Origin of the sequence: Curtobacterium sp. MCPF17_031 (assembly GCF_003234035.1) — a bacterium.
Classification (GTDB): Bacteria; Actinomycetota; Actinomycetes; order Actinomycetales; family Microbacteriaceae; genus Curtobacterium.
This window is the reverse complement of sequence record NZ_QKSG01000008.1, coordinates 53,640-69,574: the sequence shown is the minus strand read 5'-3', so window position 1 is coordinate 69,574 and position 15,935 is coordinate 53,640. Positions and strand designations below refer to the sequence as shown.

General features: G+C 71.6%; 13 protein-coding genes. 2 read left to right on the top strand and 11 right to left on the bottom strand.

What is annotated here, in order from left to right:
- The first annotated feature begins 32 nt into the window (after nt 1-32).
- Entirely contained in the window at nt 33-572 is a 540-nt protein-coding gene (locus tag DEJ31_RS12195; protein WP_110904366.1) for a hypothetical protein, read from the top strand.
- A 176-nt stretch (nt 573-748) separates the two neighbouring features.
- Here DEJ31_RS12195 and DEJ31_RS12190 read toward each other — a convergent pair whose 3' ends face one another.
- Entirely contained in the window at nt 749-1,795 is a 1,047-nt protein-coding gene (locus tag DEJ31_RS12190; protein ID WP_111044072.1) for an NAD(P)-dependent alcohol dehydrogenase, read from the bottom strand.
- A 201-nt stretch (nt 1,796-1,996) separates the two neighbouring features.
- On the opposite strand from DEJ31_RS12190, the gene DEJ31_RS12185 reads away from it, so the two are divergent.
- Nucleotides 1,997-3,325: a GNAT family N-acetyltransferase gene (locus tag DEJ31_RS12185; RefSeq protein WP_111121993.1), complete on the top strand. Its 1,329-nt coding sequence runs from the start codon at nt 1,997-1,999 to the stop codon at nt 3,323-3,325.
- Nucleotides 3,326-3,476: 151 nt separating this feature from the next.
- Here DEJ31_RS12185 and DEJ31_RS12180 read toward each other — a convergent pair whose 3' ends face one another.
- The 10 genes from DEJ31_RS12180 to DEJ31_RS12140 all read right to left on the bottom strand — a co-directional run bounded on the left by DEJ31_RS12180 (nt 3,477) and on the right by DEJ31_RS12140 (nt 15,878).
- Complete coding sequence (locus tag DEJ31_RS12180) at nt 3,477-4,475, bottom strand: ABC transporter permease (RefSeq protein ID WP_111121992.1); 999 nt, start codon at nt 4,473-4,475, stop codon at nt 3,477-3,479.
- Nucleotides 4,472-5,410, bottom strand: a complete 939-nt coding sequence (locus DEJ31_RS12175; RefSeq protein WP_110904362.1) for an ABC transporter permease — start codon at nt 5,408-5,410, stop codon at nt 4,472-4,474. The genes DEJ31_RS12180 and DEJ31_RS12175 overlap by 4 nt, the downstream gene beginning before the upstream one ends.
- Nucleotides 5,407-7,206, bottom strand: coding sequence for an ABC transporter ATP-binding protein (locus DEJ31_RS12170; RefSeq protein ID WP_111121991.1), 1,800 nt, complete (start codon nt 7,204-7,206; stop codon nt 5,407-5,409). The genes DEJ31_RS12175 and DEJ31_RS12170 overlap by 4 nt, the downstream gene beginning before the upstream one ends.
- Nucleotides 7,203-8,870 (bottom strand): ABC transporter substrate-binding protein, encoded by a 1,668-nt coding sequence (locus tag DEJ31_RS12165; protein ID WP_111121990.1) that lies wholly within the window; start codon nt 8,868-8,870, stop codon nt 7,203-7,205. Before DEJ31_RS12165 ends, DEJ31_RS12170 begins: the two co-directional genes overlap by 4 nt.
- Before the next feature lie 184 nt (nt 8,871-9,054).
- Nucleotides 9,055-9,942 carry a cation-transporting ATPase gene (locus DEJ31_RS12160; protein WP_111121989.1) on the bottom strand — a complete coding sequence of 296 codons (888 nt, stop codon included), beginning with the start codon at nt 9,940-9,942 and terminating at the stop codon, nt 9,055-9,057.
- Nucleotides 9,943-10,054: 112 nt separating this feature from the next.
- Nucleotides 10,055-10,225, bottom strand: a complete 171-nt coding sequence (locus DEJ31_RS17250; protein ID WP_181427357.1) for a hypothetical protein — start codon at nt 10,223-10,225, stop codon at nt 10,055-10,057.
- Between the two features lie 449 nt (nt 10,226-10,674).
- Nucleotides 10,675-11,952 (bottom strand): FAD-binding protein, encoded by a 1,278-nt coding sequence (locus DEJ31_RS12155; protein WP_258366281.1) that lies wholly within the window; start codon nt 11,950-11,952, stop codon nt 10,675-10,677.
- A 28-nt stretch (nt 11,953-11,980) separates the two neighbouring features.
- Complete coding sequence (gene araA, locus DEJ31_RS12150; RefSeq protein WP_111121987.1) at nt 11,981-13,510, bottom strand: L-arabinose isomerase; 1,530 nt, start codon at nt 13,508-13,510, stop codon at nt 11,981-11,983.
- Nucleotides 13,507-14,208, bottom strand: a complete 702-nt coding sequence (locus DEJ31_RS12145) for an L-ribulose-5-phosphate 4-epimerase (protein ID WP_111044065.1) — start codon at nt 14,206-14,208, stop codon at nt 13,507-13,509. Before DEJ31_RS12145 ends, araA begins: the two co-directional genes overlap by 4 nt.
- The gene (locus tag DEJ31_RS12140; protein WP_111121986.1) at nt 14,205-15,878 is read right to left on the bottom strand and encodes a xylulokinase; all 1,674 of its coding nucleotides are present in this window, start codon (nt 15,876-15,878) and stop codon (nt 14,205-14,207) included. Before DEJ31_RS12140 ends, DEJ31_RS12145 begins: the two co-directional genes overlap by 4 nt.
- Nucleotides 15,879-15,935 lie beyond the last annotated feature (57 nt).

Genomic DNA, 15,935 nt, shown 5'->3' with positions numbered 1-15,935 from the left:
TCCCCGGCCGGTCGCGGTCTAGGCTCTGGCGGGTGACGGACGGTCGGGTGGACGGGGTGCAGCGCGCACGCTCCCTGCTCGACGACGCGACGGCACGACTCGCGGCGGCGCGTGCCCGGGACGAAGCGCTCGGGGAGTACGTCGAACCGAAGCCGGTGCTCGGCATCCGACGGGACCCGACCATCCGCTCCCTCGGACGGGTCTGGCGGGTCGGTGCACTGCTGCTCGGGTCCTCACCCGAGACCGCCGGCCAGGTCTGGGCGACGGGATCGATCACGCGGGTGACCGAGGCCGGGCGGTCCCAGTTCGTCTCCGTCTCCGCCGAGGTCCGTCGCGCGTACCGGGCGGCTGCGGCGAAGGGGCACTTCGCGCCCGGGGACACCGTGAACCACAGCGTGACGCCGATCCCGCTCGACGCCACGCTCGTCGGTGCGGACACGGCGCTGTTCGTGCGTGACGACGAGCCCCGCGTGCGGTGGTCCGCGACCGCCGGCACCGACGTGCCACTGGCCGACTACCTCGCCGACCGGGTCGGCCTGCTCGTGGACCCGCCGCCCGGCGCGACGGACTAGCGGCGCCCGCCACGGCGCGTGGCTTCCGGGCGACACACCCGCAACGACTGGTCACTGACACACGGCCCTGGACATCAGAGCCAGCCGCTTCCAGCGCGGACTGGAGGGACGGTGCAGGGCCGCTCCGTTCCTCCAGTCCTGTCGCTTGCTCGCTTGCTCGCTTGCTCGCTCGCTCGCTACGGGACGATCACCGCGCGCCCGCGGATGGTGCTGGCGGCGAGGTCCTCGTACGCCTTGGGCCCGTCGTCGAGGGAGTACGTCTGCACCTCGACGTCGACCTTGCCGGCACGGGCGAGGTCGAGCACTTCGATGAGCTCGCTCCGCGATCCCCAGTACGGCACGCGGACAGCCGCGTCGTAGGCGATCGATCCGAAGCCGAACGAGGCGGTGCCGCCACCGATCCCGACGATCGTGACGTCGGAGTCGAGTCCCGCGACCGCGATGGCCGTCGCGATCGTCGGGTCGGCGCCCACGAAGTCGAACACCGCGTTCGCACCGAGGCCGCCGGTGATCTCACGGATCTTCCCGGCCGCGGACGCGTCGCTGATCAGCGTGACGTCGGCGCCGACGTGCTTCGCGAGCTCGAGCTTGTCCTCGTTGACGTCGAGCACGATCACGGTCGCGCCGGACAGTGCCTTGAGGATCTGGATGCCGACGTGGCCGAGCCCGCCGGAGCCGATGACGACCGCGTACGTGCCCGCACCGAGTTTCGGCAGGGACCGCTTGATGGCGTGGTACGGCGTGAGTCCCGCATCGGTCAGCGACACGTTCTGCACGGGGTCGAGGTCGCCGAGCGGCACGAGGTGCCGCGGGTCGTCGACGATCATGTACTCCGCCATCGAGCCCTGGTTGCCGAGACCGGGCGGACGGATGCCGAGGGCGTCTGCGTTCGTGCAGTAGTTCTCGCGTCCCGTCGAGCAGTTGTGGCAGTAGCCGCATCCCCACGGACCGTAGACCGCGACTGCGTCGCCGACCTGCAGGGCCGTGTCGACGCCCTCGCCGAGCTCGTGGACGACACCGGCGCCCTCGTGGCCGAGGGTGAGCGGCAGTGGGTAGTGCTGGTCGCGGTAGGCCTGTTCGGGCAGGCTCATCACGTAGTCGTCTGAGTGACAGACGCCCGCGGCAGTGACCTTGAGCAGCACCTGGCCAGGGCCGGGGGTGGGGATCGGGATGTCGACGACCACCGGCGGCTTGCCGACCTCGACGTATCGCAGTGCCTTCATGTGGGGACCTCCTCCGCGGGAGCGAGTGGCCTCCGTTGACCGACACGTGTCGCTCGACGCGCGGATCCCATGATGCTCCGCCCCGGTGCCTGAGGCTCGGAGGTGCACCGCTCCGGAGCGTTCCCGCCATCACACGGGTCTCCCGGGGTGTGGATGCGGCATGCCCGCTGTCCCCGGCCGGCTCCCCGGTAGGGTCTGATCGTGGCTCTGATCAACGACGAATCCACCGACCGCTACGACCTCCGCGAGTTCCGCCCGCAGACCGACGACCAGGGGGCGCCGGACGCCACCACCCGCGCCTGGATGGACGCCGTGGGCGTCGGTTTCCACGAGCCTCCGGAGTCCGACGAGGGCGCCGCCCGGATGGTGTCGCACTTCGTCGCCGACCAGGAGACGTTCCTCGGCGTGTACGTCAACCGGCCCGTCGCCGGGTCCGTCGACGAGACCTGGCCCGCCGGCACGTTCACCTGGTTCCCGAAGGACCTCAGCTGGGGCGATGGGACCGCGATCCGGACCCAGGCCGTGTCCGCCGTGACGGTCCGCCCGACCGAACGTCGCCGCGGGATCCTCCGCCGGATGATGACGCGTGCGCTCGAGCGCGGGGTCGAGGAGGGCTACGCCGTCGCCTCGCTCACCGCCTCCGAGGGCACCATCTACCGCCGCTTCGGATTCGGCTGCGCCATCCGTGAGCGCGCCGTGCACGTCCGCCGTGACCGGGCGCTGCCGTTCCTCGCCCCGACCACCGGCACGGTCGTCATGGTCACCACGCAGTGGTTGGCAGACGGCGTCGGCCAAGAAGTCTTCGCCCGCTTCCATGCCCGCACGCCGGGCTCGATGGTGCGCAACACCGGCACCTGGCCGATCGTGTTCGGGGAGCTCGGTCCCGACGGTCAGAAGGCCAAGGACGTCCGGGCCGCCGTGCACCGCCCCGACGACTCCGACGAGGTCGACGGCTACGTCACCTGGCGGGTCGTCGAGGGCAAGACCGGCGAGGACACCCGCGTCGAGATCGTCGACCTGGTGTACACGACCGACGCCGCGTACCTGTCGCTGTGGGAGTTCCTGCTCTCCATCGACCTCAACGACGTCGTCGTCTACAAGCGGTCCCGCTCGGACGACCCGATCGTCGCCGCTCTGGCGGACGCTCGCTCCTACGACGTCGACCACGAGGAGGACCACGTCTGGCTCCGCGTCCTCGACGTCGCCGCGGTGCTGCAGTCCCGCCCGTACGCGGCCGACGGCTCGCTCACCATCGCGGTCACCGACTCGCTCGGGCACGCGTCCGGCACGTACCGGCTCGACGTCCGGGAGGCCCGTGGCACCGTCACGCGCCTGGCATCCGACGCGGACGTGGCCGGCTCCGACATCGCGCTCGACGTCGCCGACCTCGGGGCGCTGCTGATCGGGTCGGTGTCGCCGGTGACGCTCGCGGCGGCGGGGCTGCTGCGTGCGGCAGACCCGGCGGCGCCGATGCTCCTCCGCGCGATGCTCACCCCGCCCCGGACCCCGCACGGCATCACGTACTTCTGACGCGCCGGGGGCGGGCCGCCGCCGCACGGCGTCGCGTGCCGTCGCACAACAGGAACCGACCCGAACCACGGCATCTCGTGGTTCGGGCCGGTTCCTGTTGTGCGGGTCCGGCCTGCGCCACGGGCAGGCAAGGAGGGACGGGAGGCTCGCCCTACGTCCGGCGGCGCACCCGCGGGTCGACGACGGCGTAGACCAGGTCGACGACGACGTTCGCGGTGACCACCAGGAACGCCGAGAACACCGTGAAGCCGACGACGACCTGCAGGTCCAGGGTGTGCACCGCGTCGATGAGCAGCGCCCCGAGCCCCTGCATCGAGAACACCTTCTCGGTGATGACCGCGCCGCCGAGCAGGGTCCCGAGGTCCAGGCCGAACAGCGTCACCACGGGCAGGATCGCCGTCCGCAGCCCGTGCCGCACGACGACCTGACGCTCTCGCAGGCCCTTGGCACGGGCCGTCCGGACGAAGTCCTGCCCCATCGCCTCGAGCATCTCGCCGCGGGTGAGCCGGGCGTAGATCGCGGCACTGATGAACGCGAGCACACACCACGGCAGCACCAGGTGCGTCAGCCAGCCGACCGGGTCCTCCGTCAGCGGCACGTACCCACTCGTCGGCAGGATCCCGAGCACGAACCCGAACAGCAGGATCGACAGCAGCCCGATCAGGTACGCCGGCGAGGACACCCCGGCCACCGCGATCGTCATCAGGGTGCGGTCGAGAGCCGAGCCGGGTCGGAGCGCCGAGGCGGTCCCACCGAGCACACCGGCGACGAGCCAGAGGAGCGCGGCACCGATCGCGATCGACGCCGTCACCGGCAGCCGGTCGACGATGAGCGTGGTGACGCTCTCGTGCAGCTGGAACGAGTACCCGAAGCAGGGCGCGGCGCACTGCACGGCCGAGACGCCGCTGCCGAACGACCGACCGGTGAAGATCCCGCCGAGGTAGGCCGTGAACTGCAGGATCCACGGCTTGTCGGTTCCGAGGAACGCCTGCACCTGCGCCAGCCGGTCGGGGGTGCAGGGCTTGTCGCAGATCGCCCGCGCCGGGTTCGTCGGCAGGAGCATGAACAGGGCGTAGGTGATCGCAGCGACGACGAGCAGCACGACGACGGCGCCGAGCACGCGGAACAACACGAAGCGCAACGCGGTCATCGGGTGCCTCCTCTCGGGTCCAGTGCGTCGCGGAGGGCGTCGCCGAGCACGTTGAACGCCAGGGTGACGAGGAACAGGGCGGCTCCGGGGAAGACGAGGTACATCGGGTCGGTCTGCACCCATCCGACGGCGTCGCCGATGCTCCGCCCCCACGACGGCGTCGGCGGGGTGACACCGACGGCCAGGAACGACAGCGCCGCCTCGGCACCGATCATCGACGGGATCGAGATGGTGGCGTAGACGGTGATCGTCGCGGCCAGGTTCGGCAGGAGCTGGGTCCGGATGACGTGCCAGCGGCCTGCCCCCATCGCCGTCGAGGCGACGACGTAGTTCCGCTCGCGGAGGGACAGGGTCTGCCCGCGGATCACGCGAGCGACCGCCGGCCAGCCGAAGAACCCGATGACGAGCACGACCAGCACGGGCTTCGGGAACGAGGTCGGCACGATCGCGGTCAGGGCGATCATGAACACCAGCGACGGGAAGCCGAACATCACGTCGACGACCCGGCTGAGCACCCGGTCGTACCAACCGCCGAAGAAGCCGGTGGTGACGCCGACGAGCACGCCGATGACGAGCGACACCACGGTCGCGGCGAGCCCGATGCCGAGCGACGTCCGCGCGCCGTAGGTGACGATCGCGAAGAGGTCCCGACCGGTCAGCGGTTCGACGCCGAACCAGTGCTGCGCACTCATCCCACCGAGGGGACCGCGGGGTGCGCCGAAGTCGTTGAGGGCGTCGACGTGGTAGCCGTACGGGTCCTGCCCACTGATCCGGGCGATGAGCGGCGCGGCGAGGGCGACCACGACGAAGACGGCGATGACGACCGCGGAGACCACGGCCCACCGGTCACGACGGATGCGGCCGACGAGGGCACGGAAGCCGGTGCCGGAGCCCGGAGCCAGACGGACCGGACGGTCGACGACGTTCGCGGTCATGCGACCACCCCTTCCCATCCGCGCCAGGCGCGGCGGCGTTCCGCCTGCCGGGCGGGGTCGGCGACGGGTGCGGCGGCGAGCAGCATGCGGGTGTAGTCCTCCTGCGGGTCATCGAGGACGGCCTGGGTCGTACCGTGTTCGACGATCCGCCCGTGGTGCAGCACGGCCACACGGTCGGCGAGCTGTCGGACGACGGCCAGGTCGTGGCTGACCAGCAGGCACCCGAACCCGAACTCGTCCTGCAGGTCCCGGAGCAGGTCGAGCACCGCTGCCTGCACGGTCACGTCGAGCGCCGAGGTCGGTTCGTCAGCGATGAGCAGGGCCGGCCGGAGCGCCAGGGCCCGTGCCACGGCGACGCGCTGTCGCTGCCCGCCGGAGAGCTGGTGCGGGAACCGCTCGGCCCACGACGGGTCGAGCTGCACGGCCTGGAGCAGTTCCCGGACGCGTGCCGGTCGGTCGGCGCTCGGCTCGTGCACCAGGAGCGGCTCGGCGATGCTCCATCCGATGCTCTGCCGGGGGTTCAGCGACGAGGCCGGGTCCTGGAACACGATGCCGACGCGCTTCCGGATCTCGCGGAGACGACGGCCGCGGGCGGTGCGGAGGTCCTGCCCGTCGACGTCCACCGTCCCCTCGACCACCGGGACGAGGCCGGCCAGGGCACGACCGATCGTGGTCTTGCCGGAGCCTGACTCCCCCACGAGCCCGAGGGTCTCGCCGGCGTGCAGCTCCAGGTCGATGCCCGAGACGGTGGGCTCGCCGCGGCGCGAGTACCGCACGCCGACGTCGCGCAGGCGGGCGACCACCGGCCGGGAGGCGCGCCCCGCGTCCTCGATCGGCACCGCGCCGAGTCTCGCGTCCGCGGACAGATCGTGGCTCCCCGGGGCCGCGTCGTGTCCGCCAGAGCGAGTCTCGGCCGAGGTGCCGTCCGTGGCGGAGGTGGGACGCGCCTCTCCCCGCGAGCTCGGCCGCCCCGCCGCTCCGCGAGCTCCGCGGCGCGGCGGGACCGGCACGAGGGGGCCCAGGGCGGGCACGGCGGCGAGGAGCGCACGCGTGTACTCGGCCTGCGGGTGCGCGAACAGCTCGACGACCGGGCCGTGCTCGACGGGGTCGCCACGGCGCATCACGAGCACCTCGTCGGCGACGTCCGCCACCACACCCATGTCGTGCGTGATGAGCAGCACCGCGAGCCCGCGGTCACGGCAGAGGGTCCGGAGCAGGTCGAGGATCCCCGCCTGCACGGTGACGTCGAGCGCTGTGGTCGGCTCATCCGCGATGAGCGCGACCGGGTCACCGGCCAGTGCCATCGCGATCATCGCGCGCTGCAGCTGCCCGCCGGACAACTCGTGCGGGAAGGCCTTCCGGATCCGCGCCGGGTCGTCGAGGCCGGCGGACCGGAGGAGCTCGTCCACCCTCGCAGACACCCCTGCGCGGTCGAGGGACGTCGGGTGCGCCCGCACCGCTTCGGCGATCTGGGTCCCGATCGACAGCACCGGGGTGAACGAGTTCATCGGTTCCTGGAACACCACGCCGATGCCGGCACCGCGGACCTGGCGGAGTTCCTCGACGGGTGCACCGACGAGCTCCTCGCCGCGGAACCGGGCGCTGCCCTCGACGCGCGCCTGCGGTGGCAGGAGTCCGAGCACGCTCATGGCACCCACGGACTTGCCGGAGCCGGACTCCCCGACGAGCGCGAGCACCCGTCCGGGCGTCAGGTCGAAGGAGACGTCACGGACGACGGGCTCCGCGTCGCCGAACGCGACGCGGAGCCCACGGACTTCCAGGATGGGACCGGTCACCGCTTGAGCGAGACCTTGAGGTAGTTCGGGTACGCCGGGAAGTCGGCGATCTGGAAGTTCTGGACGTCCGAGCCGGCCAGGAACGACTGCTTGGCGTACATCAGTGGCACGACCGGGGCGTCGGCCATGATCGTCTTGTCCGCCTTCGCCCAGGTCTTCTGCGCGTCGTCCTGGTCGACCGTGGCGCTGGCCTTCGCGATGAGCGCGTCGACCTCCGGGTTGCTGTACTTCGAGACGTTGTAGCCACCGCCACCGATCTGCGACGAGTCGTAGAGCGGCTGCAGGTTGGCGTTCGCGCTCGGGAAGTCGGGCTGCCAGCTCGACAGCGACAGGTCGAAGTCGGTGCCGTTCGTGGTGGCCTGCGTGAACGAGTCGTAGTCGAGCGGCTTCAGCGTGACCGTGATGCCGGCGCGCTTGAGTCCGGCCTGCAGGGCCTGTGCCTGGGCGAGGAACGTCGGGTCGTTCTGCGTGACGAGCGTCAGCTTGAGGTCCGAGACACCGGCCTGTTCGAGCAGGGACTTCGCCTTGTCGACGTCACCCGTGGCGCTCGTCTTGTAGAGGTCGTAGTCCTGACGTCCGGCGATGCCCGGCGTGATCAGCGTCGAGGCGTACGTGCCGGCGAGGGCACCGCCCGCGGCGATCCGGAACGACTTCCGGTCGACCGCGTACTGCAGGGCCTGACGGACCTTGAGGTCCTTGAGTTCGCCGCGCTGCGTGTTGATCGCCATGTAGCTGATCGGCCCGGCTTTCGACGTGGCGAGGCGGTCCTGCGCGGACGGGTTGCTGCGGACCTGGTTGAGCTCGGCGGCACCGAGGTAGATCGCACCGAAGGAGCTCTTCGCGTCACCGTTGTCGGCGATCAGCGTCTGCGTGACCGTGGACGGGTCCTGGCTCTCCTTGAAGACGATCTTCGAGGGGCCGGCGGTGCGGACCTCGTCGGTCTTCGCGGACCAGGCCTTGTTGCGGACCAGGGTGACCTGCGAGCCCTGCTGGTTCGACTGCACCTGGTACGGGCCGGACGCGACCGGCTTGAGGTCGTACGCACCGGTGTCGGTGCCCTCGCCCTCGGGGACCGGGGTGAACGCCGGCATCGACGCGAGCCACGGCCAGTCGCCGTACGCGTCGTTGAGCTTGAAGACGATGGTCTTGTCGTTCGGGGTCTCGATGCTGTCGAGGCTCTTGCCCTCGAACGGCCCCCGGTAGTCGCTGCCGCCCACCAGGAGGGACTTGTGGTAGCTGAGGCCACCGGACAGAGTCGGCGCGAACGAGCGCTCGATCCCCCACTTGATGTCCTTCGTCGTGATCGGCGTGCCGTCCTGGAACTCGACGCCGTCCTTCAGCGTGTACGTCCAGGTCTTGCCGCCATCGCTCGCGACGCCGGTGTTCGTGGCGAGGTCCGGGACGACCTTCGCGGTCTTGCCCGGCTCGACGTCCCACGTGGTGAGGCGACGGGCGACGAGGCCCATCGAGGTGATGCCGAGGCTCTGGCTCGTCGCGGGGTCGAGGTGGAACGCGGTCTGGGACGTGAGGATGTTGAGCGTGCCGCCCTTGTCCGTCCCGCCGCTCGCGTCGTCGGAGGCGTCGCCGCCCGAGCAGCCCGTGAGGACCAGGGCCGCTGCGGCGGCGACAGCCGCGGTGATGGTCAGGCGCTTCGGACGTCTCATGACGACGGGTCTCCTTGTTCGGGGGTGCCGGGTGGGCGGCGTCCATCCTGGCACCGCGCCCGGATCCGTTCCGAATCCCGCGCGTGCGGGACGACGCACGACGAAACACTCCAAGTCGTCGGCGTCGTCCGCCATTCCCGAACGGTGGTCGCGATCTGGGGACCGTGCGGTCTCCAGAGACGGCTCAGCGGTCGAAGAAGTCGCCGATCCCGGGCCACTGGAAGCCCTCGCCGAGGTTCCCGACCTGTTCGCCGAGACCACCGAGCGCCTGCTCCCCCTGCGCTGCGACACCCTCGACGCTGCCACCGAGGTCGCCGAGGTCGCCGAGGTCGCCGAGACCGCCGCCGACCGTGTCGCCGAGGCCGGCCGCGACACCCTCGAAGTCCACGCCGAGGTCCGCCGCCTGTGCCAGCACCGGTCCCGCGGCCGCGCTGATGACCGCACCGCCGGCGACCGCGACCGCGAGACCGCCGACCGCCAGAGCACCGCCACCGATCGCTGCGCCACCGAGCACCTTCCGCATCGTGCCCGGTCGGCTCGTCTCGCCCCGGGTCGCGGCTCGGGCGAGGCCAGCCGCGGACGCGTCGGTCGACCGGTCGTGCTGCGGGACCTCGGCGTTCAGCCGCTGCAGGACCTGCTGCCGCTGCTCCGGGGCGAGTCGGGCGAACGCGTCGTGGTGCGCCTGCTCGAGGCGCTCGGGGTCGGCGGTCTTCAGCAGGTAGTCGTACTTCGCGATCGCAACGCGGTCGGCCTCGTTCGCGTGGGCGCGGCCCTGCCCTGCGCCCGGCTGTTGCGGCGCGGATCGCTGCTGCTGGCCGTACGGCTGCTGCTGGCCAGAGCGCGGGTGGCCCGACTGCTGGTGCTGCTGGCCCCCGCGGTCGTCGCCCGTCAGCTTCTCCGCCGCGGTGCGCACCAGCCCCCGCCAGTCCGTCCCGCCGGGTCGGCCGGGTTGCCGGTACTGCTGCACGCCCCCGGGCTGCTGCCCGCTGCCGGGCTGCTGGCCGGAGCGCTTCTGGAGCTGCTTGTCGATGACCTTCGAGGCCATGCCGAGGATGCGGTTCAGGTTCGCCATACCTGACCTTTGCGTTCTCACATGTACGGTCCCGGCGACGACCCGGTGGACCAGCGGTGCAGTCCCCCGACATCCCCTGTGAGGACCGCCGCGGTCCCACTCGTGAACCTCCTCACTCCGTGTCGACGTCTTCCGGCGCCGTCAGTCCCACGCTGCCGGCCTCGTCCCGGCACGGTCGCCGGAGCGGCGCGGTGAGTTGCCAGGCGAACACGCCGCAGAGCCCGACGGTGCTGAGCAGGACGAGCGCGAGGAACGGTACGAGATGCGATCCGATGACGTCCATGCCGCTGTGCCCTCCGAGCCGTGATGCCACTGGAATACGTGTATCACGCCGGTAGGCTTGTCGTCGAGCGCGCGACCGCCGGACCGCGCTCAGAGCGGACGAGTGAAGCCCGGGACTGCGACAACAGTCCCGGGCTTCGGTTCGCTCTCCGAGTGGAGGGCCAGGGGAAGCGCACTTCCCCCGAGTTCAGCACTCGGGCGCAAGTGTAGCCGAGCCCGCTCGGCGGCACACCCCTGGCCTGACGCTCCTCGTGTCCGCCGGCGATGACACCAGGAGGTCTCGATGTCCCACGACGACGAGCGCCGGCCCAGGCGTCAGGTCCCGTGGCTGGGGATCGCGAGCTTGCTCGTGACCCTCGCGCGGTTCCTGCACGACCTAAGCCGCAAGGGCCAGTGACGAGGGCGCCCCGCACCGCACCCAGCGGCGCGGGGCGCTCCCGTCCGACGGGGTCAGCCGAGCACACGCTCCAGGAACGGGTTGCGGAACCGCCCCTGCGGATCGAGGTCCCGCGCCAGCGCCGCGAACGCGCCGAGCTGCGGGTAGACCTGGTGCAGCCGCTCCGAGCTCGCCGCGGTGACCTTCCCCCAGTGCGGGCGGGGAGCGAAGGGCGCGAGGGCGTTCTCGATGAGGGGCAGCGCGACGGCCACGTCCTCGGTCCGCCGACGGAACGTGAAGTGGAACGCGACGGAGTCCTGCCCCGAGCTCGGCGCGAGCCAGGCGTCGTCGGCGGCGATGCGCCGGATCTCGGAGACGAACAGCACGGGTGCGATGGCGTCCCCGATGCGCCGGAGGGCCTGGATCGCGGGCACGGCGGCGCTCGCGGCGATCATGTACTCGGCCTGGATCTCCTGGCCCGCGGACGGCGTGAACGACGACCGGAAGTGCGGCAGTCGCTCGTGCCAGGGTCCGGGCACGCCGCCCTGTTCGGTGACGCCGACGGTCTCGCTGCCGGGCACGGGGTGGATCGGTTCGGCGCCGGCGACGGCACCGAGGGCGGCGAGGTCGATGACCGCGTCGTCGCGGTCCTCGCGTCGCTTCGTCCAGATCTGCCGGATGCCGTCGTCGGTGTACCCGGTGAACATGCTGACGCTGTAGCCGGCCGACATGATCGACTCGAACTGCGCGTCGACGACGTCCCAGCCGACGCCGGTGTGCACGGTCTGCGCGACGCGGTAGGTCGGTTCGATGGCCAGGTGCACCGCGACGACGACTCCGAGTGCGCCGAGGGCGACCCGGTGCGCGTCGAGCCGCGGGTCGTCCGCACCGACGACCTCGACGTCGCCGGAGGCCCGGACGATCTCGAGTCCGACGACGGACTGGGCGAGCGACGCGTTGCCGACGCCGGAACCGTGGGTGCCCGTCGCGACGGCGCCGGCGACGGAGATGTGCGGCAGGGACGCGAGGTTCGCGAGGGCCCAGCCACGGGCCTCCAGGCCGACGGCGACCTGCGCGTGCGTGAGACCGGCGGCGACGCGGGCCACGCGCCGGTCCGAGTCCACGTCGAGTTCGGGCGGGAGGCCCGTGAGCGTCACCTGCACCGCGTCGGTGTCGGCGATGGTGTTGAACGAGTGGCGTGACCCGAGCGCCGTCAGTCGCGCGGTCGAGGCGACCAGCCGCTGGAGTTCGTCCACGCTCGTCGGTTCCGCCAGGCGGCTCGCCGAGTAGGTGACGTTCCCCGCCCAGTTGGTGCGGGTGGGGGCTGCAGTGGTGGTGTCGTCGTCGATCACGTCGCTCATCGTAGGCCTCCCGACCGGCTCAGAAGCCCCGGTCGAGCCGGTGCCAGGTCTGCTGCGTGCGGACCTCGTCGCGGAAGCCGCGCAGCGTGGTGTGCTCGTCGATGACCAGGAACTCGGTGCCGATCATGGTGGCGAGGTCCTCGATCACCTGGATGCCGACGGACGTCGTCATCACGGTGTGGTGCGCGGCACCGGCGGTGAGCCAGGCCTCGGCGGACACGGGGAACGAGGGCTGCGGCTCCCAGACGGCCCGGCCGACGGGCAGGTTGGGCAGCGCCTCGGTCGGCGGGACGACCTGGACGACGTTGGCGGTGAGGCGGAAGCCGTCGCGGGTGTCGCTCAGTGCGGCGACGACCGCGGGGCCGGCGTCCGCGGTGAAGACCAGGCGCACCGGGTCGTCCTTGCCGCCGATGCCGAGCGGGTGGATCTCCAGCGTCGGCGTCGCGCTGGTGAGCGTCGGGGAGACCTCGAGCATGTGGGCACCGAGGATCTTCTCCGCGCCCGGCGTCAGGTCGTACGTGTAGTCCTCCATGAGCGAGGCGCCGCCGGGGAGTCCGGCGCCGGCGACGTTCATCGCGCGGACGAGGACGGCGGTCTTCCAGTCCCCCTCGGCACCGAAGCCGTAGCCGTCCGCCATCAGCCGCTGGACCGCCAGGCCGGGCAGCTGCTTGAGCGTGCCGAGGTCCTCGAAGTTCGTGGTGAAGGCGGCGGAGCCGTTCTCGGCGAGCAGGGCGCGGAGGCCGAGCTCGATCGCGGCGCCGTCGCGGAGGGACTGGCGTCTCCCACCGTGGGCCCGGAGCTCCGGCACCAGGTCGTAGGCGCTGTCGTACTGCGCGACGAGCGCGTCGACGGCGGCGGTGTCGGCGGTGGCGGTCTCGACGGCTGCGACGAGGTCGTTGACGCCCCAGGTGTTGACCTGCACGCCGAGTTCGATCTCGGCCTCGGTCTTGTCGCCCTCGGTGACGGCGACGTAGCGCATGTTGTCGCCGAAGCGGGTGAGCTTGAGCTCGCGGATGGCGGCGGCCCCGGCAGCGGCGCGGGTCCAGTCGGACACCCGCTGCTGCACGCGCGGGTCGGACACGTGCCCGACGGCGGTGGCGTGCCGGACACCCATCCGTGCCAGGGCGTACCCGAACTCACGGTCGCCGTGCGCGGCCTGGTTGAGGTTCATGAAGTCGAAGTCGATGTCCGCCCACGGCAGCGCGACGTTCGCCTGCGTGTGCAGGTGCAGCAGCGGCTTCGTCAGCGCGTTGAGCCCACCGATCCACATCTTCGCCGGGCTGAACGTGTGCATCCACGTCGTCACACCGATGACCTTGTCGTCGGCGCTGGCCTCGATCAGGGCTCGACGGATCCCGTCGGCGTCCTTGAGGACGGGCTTCCAGACGAGCGTCACCGGCAGCGCTCCCGCAAGGGCCTCGTGCACGGCGCGGCTCTGCTCCTCGACCTGGCGGAGGGTCTCCTCGCCGTAGAGGCCCTGTGAGCCGGTGAGGAACCAGACCTCGTAACCGTCGAGCGTGGCCTGGGGGTCGACGTTGTCCTGCGTCATCGCATGGCTCCTTCGGGGTTCTGTCCGTAGACGTTCTGGTATCGGTCGAACAGGCGGTCGATGTCCTCGGGCGCGATCGGCACGAGGTCACCGCCCTGCTTCGCGATGTGGACCGTGCGTGCGACGTCCTCGCACATCACGGCGGCCTTGACCGCGTCCTTCGCGTCCTTGCCGATCGTGAAGACGCCGTGGTTCTGCATGAGGACTGCCCGGGAACGATGTCCGCCGAGGGTGTCGACGATGCCGCGGCCGATCGAGTCGTCGCCGATGATCGCGAACGGGCCGACCGGGATCGGCCCGCCGAACTCGTCCGCCATCGCGGTGATCACGCACGGGATCTCCTCAGCGCGGGCGGCCCACGCCGTGGCGTACGTCGAGTGGGTGTGCACGACGCCGTTCACCTCGGGCATGTTCCGGTACACGAAGGCGTGCGCGGCCGTGTCGGAGGACGGGCCGTGCTCGTTGCCCCAGCCCTCGGCCGGAACGCCGTCGAGGGTGCAGACGACCTGGTTCTCCGGGGTCAGGTCCTCGCTGACGACGCCGCTCGGCTTGATGACGAACAGGTCGGTGCCGGGCACGCGCTCGGAGACGTTGCCGCCGGTCCAGATGACCAGGCCGTAGCGGACGAGTTCGCCGTGCAGTCGGGCCACGCGCTCACGCGCTGCGGCGACGGCCGCTCGGGTGGTGTCGTCGGTCATGAGTTCACGTCCTGTTCCTGCTGGTGTTCGGTCGGGAGGCCTGGGCCGGCTGCCGTCGTCGGCTCGCCGCTCGACGTCGCCGCGTCTCGGGCGCCGGGGACCGCGGCGGCGATCGCCTGGATCGGCAGCGCCGCGCGGAAGCGGTCGAGGTACACCGTGAACCCGTCGACGTCGCGCTGGTCCGGGTCGACGACGTCCGAGGCCGCCGTCCCGAACACGGTCGTGTCGAGGTACTCGGCGAGGGAGGTGCCGGCGGCGTGCTCGAGGTAGGCGGCGAGGACGGCGATGCCCCACGCCCCGCCCTCGCTGGCGGTCGCCTCGAGGGCCACGGGCACGCGGAGTGCGGCGGCGAGCTGGCGCTGCGGCAGCCCGGGCGTCCGGAAGAGCCCGCCGTGCGCGGTCATCCGGTCGACGGTGACGCCCTCGCCGTGCAGGACCTCTATACCGATGGCGAGCGTCGCGAAGGCACCCATCAGTTCGGCGCGGACGAGGTTGCCGAGCGTGAAGCGGGCGTCGGGCGCGCGGAGGAGCAGCGGGCGACCGTCCTCGACACCGGTGACCGGTTCGCCGGCCAGGTAGTTGACCGCGAGCAGGCCGCCGGCGTCCGGGTCGGCGGTGGCGGCCTCGTCGAGGAGCGTGCGGAACACGGAGTCGGCGTCCGCCGGGCTGCCGGCGGCCTCCGCGAAGCGGCCGAACACGCGGGCCCAGCTGCCGATCTCGCTGGCGCCGTTGTTGCAGTGCACCATCGCGACGGCGTCGCCGGCGGGGGTGGTGACGACGTCGAGCTCCTCGTGCGGGGTGTCGAGCGGGCGCTCGAGCACGACCATCGCGAAGATGCTCGTGCCGACGCTGACGTTGCCGGTGCGCTGGGCGACCGCGTTCGTGGCGACCATGCCGGTGCCGGCGTCACCCTCGGGCGGGCAGAGCGGTGCACCCGGCTGCAACGTGCCGGTGGGATCGAGCCAGGCGGCGCCCGCCGGGGTCAGGGTGCCGGCGTCCTGGCCGGCGACGCGGACCTCGGGCAGGAGTGCGCGGAGGTCGGGGACGCCGATCAGGTCCTGCGCGGTGCTGAGCATCCCGGCGTCGTAGTCGCCGGTGGCGGGGTCGATCGGGAACATGCCCGATGCGTCGCCGACCCCGAGGACGTCCTGCCCGGTGAGCTGGCGGTGCACGTACCCGGCGAGCGTCGTGATGCCCGTGGTCTGCGCGACGTGCTGCTCGTCGTCGAGGACTGCCTGGTACAGGTGCGCGATCGACCAGCGGAGCGGGATGTTGAAGCCGAGGGCGTCGCTCAGTGCAGCCGCAGCGGGGCCGGTCGAGGTGTTCCGCCAGGTACGGAACGGCACGAGCAGCTCACCGTCGGCGTCGAACGGCAGGTAGCCGTGCATCATCGCCGAGACGCCGACGGCGCGGAAGGTCGTCGGCACCGAGCCGTGCTGCTCCTGCAGGTCGGAGACGAGTGCGGCGTACGCGGCGCGGACGCCGGTCTCGACGGCGGCCAACGGGTACGTCCAGCGGCCGTCGACGAACTCGTTCTCCCACTCGTGGGAGCCCGCGGCGATGACCGTCAGGTCCTCGCCCACCAGACACGCCTTGATCCGGGTCGACCCGAGTTCGATGCCGAGGGTCGTGCGGCCGTCCGCGATCTCGCGGGTCCGGTCGTCGCTCATGGTGGGCCTCCTGCTCTCGCCGTCGAGTGAGCGCTCACACCGTAGCGCGTGAGCGCT

Bases quoted from the DNA above. Each gene is read 5' to 3' on its own strand.
- DEJ31_RS12190 (WP_111044072.1), bottom strand. From the start codon at position 1,795: ATGAAGGCACTGCGATACGTCGAGGTCGGCAAGCCGCCGGTGGTCGTC.
- DEJ31_RS12180 (WP_111121992.1), bottom strand. From the start codon at position 4,475: ATGACCGCGTTGCGCTTCGTGTTGTTCCGCGTGCTCGGCGCCGTCGTC.
- DEJ31_RS12175 (WP_110904362.1), bottom strand. From the start codon at position 5,410: ATGACCGCGAACGTCGTCGACCGTCCGGTCCGTCTGGCTCCGGGCTCC.
- DEJ31_RS12165 (WP_111121990.1), bottom strand. From the start codon at position 8,870: ATGAGACGTCCGAAGCGCCTGACCATCACCGCGGCTGTCGCCGCCGCA.
- DEJ31_RS12160 (WP_111121989.1), bottom strand. From the start codon at position 9,942: ATGGCGAACCTGAACCGCATCCTCGGCATGGCCTCGAAGGTCATCGAC.
- DEJ31_RS17250 (WP_181427357.1), bottom strand. From the start codon at position 10,225: ATGGACGTCATCGGATCGCATCTCGTACCGTTCCTCGCGCTCGTCCTG.
- araA (WP_111121987.1), bottom strand. From the start codon at position 13,510: ATGACGCAGGACAACGTCGACCCCCAGGCCACGCTCGACGGTTACGAG.
- DEJ31_RS12145 (WP_111044065.1), bottom strand. From the start codon at position 14,208: ATGACCGACGACACCACCCGAGCGGCCGTCGCCGCAGCGCGTGAGCGC.
- DEJ31_RS12140 (WP_111121986.1), bottom strand. From the start codon at position 15,878: ATGAGCGACGACCGGACCCGCGAGATCGCGGACGGCCGCACGACCCTC.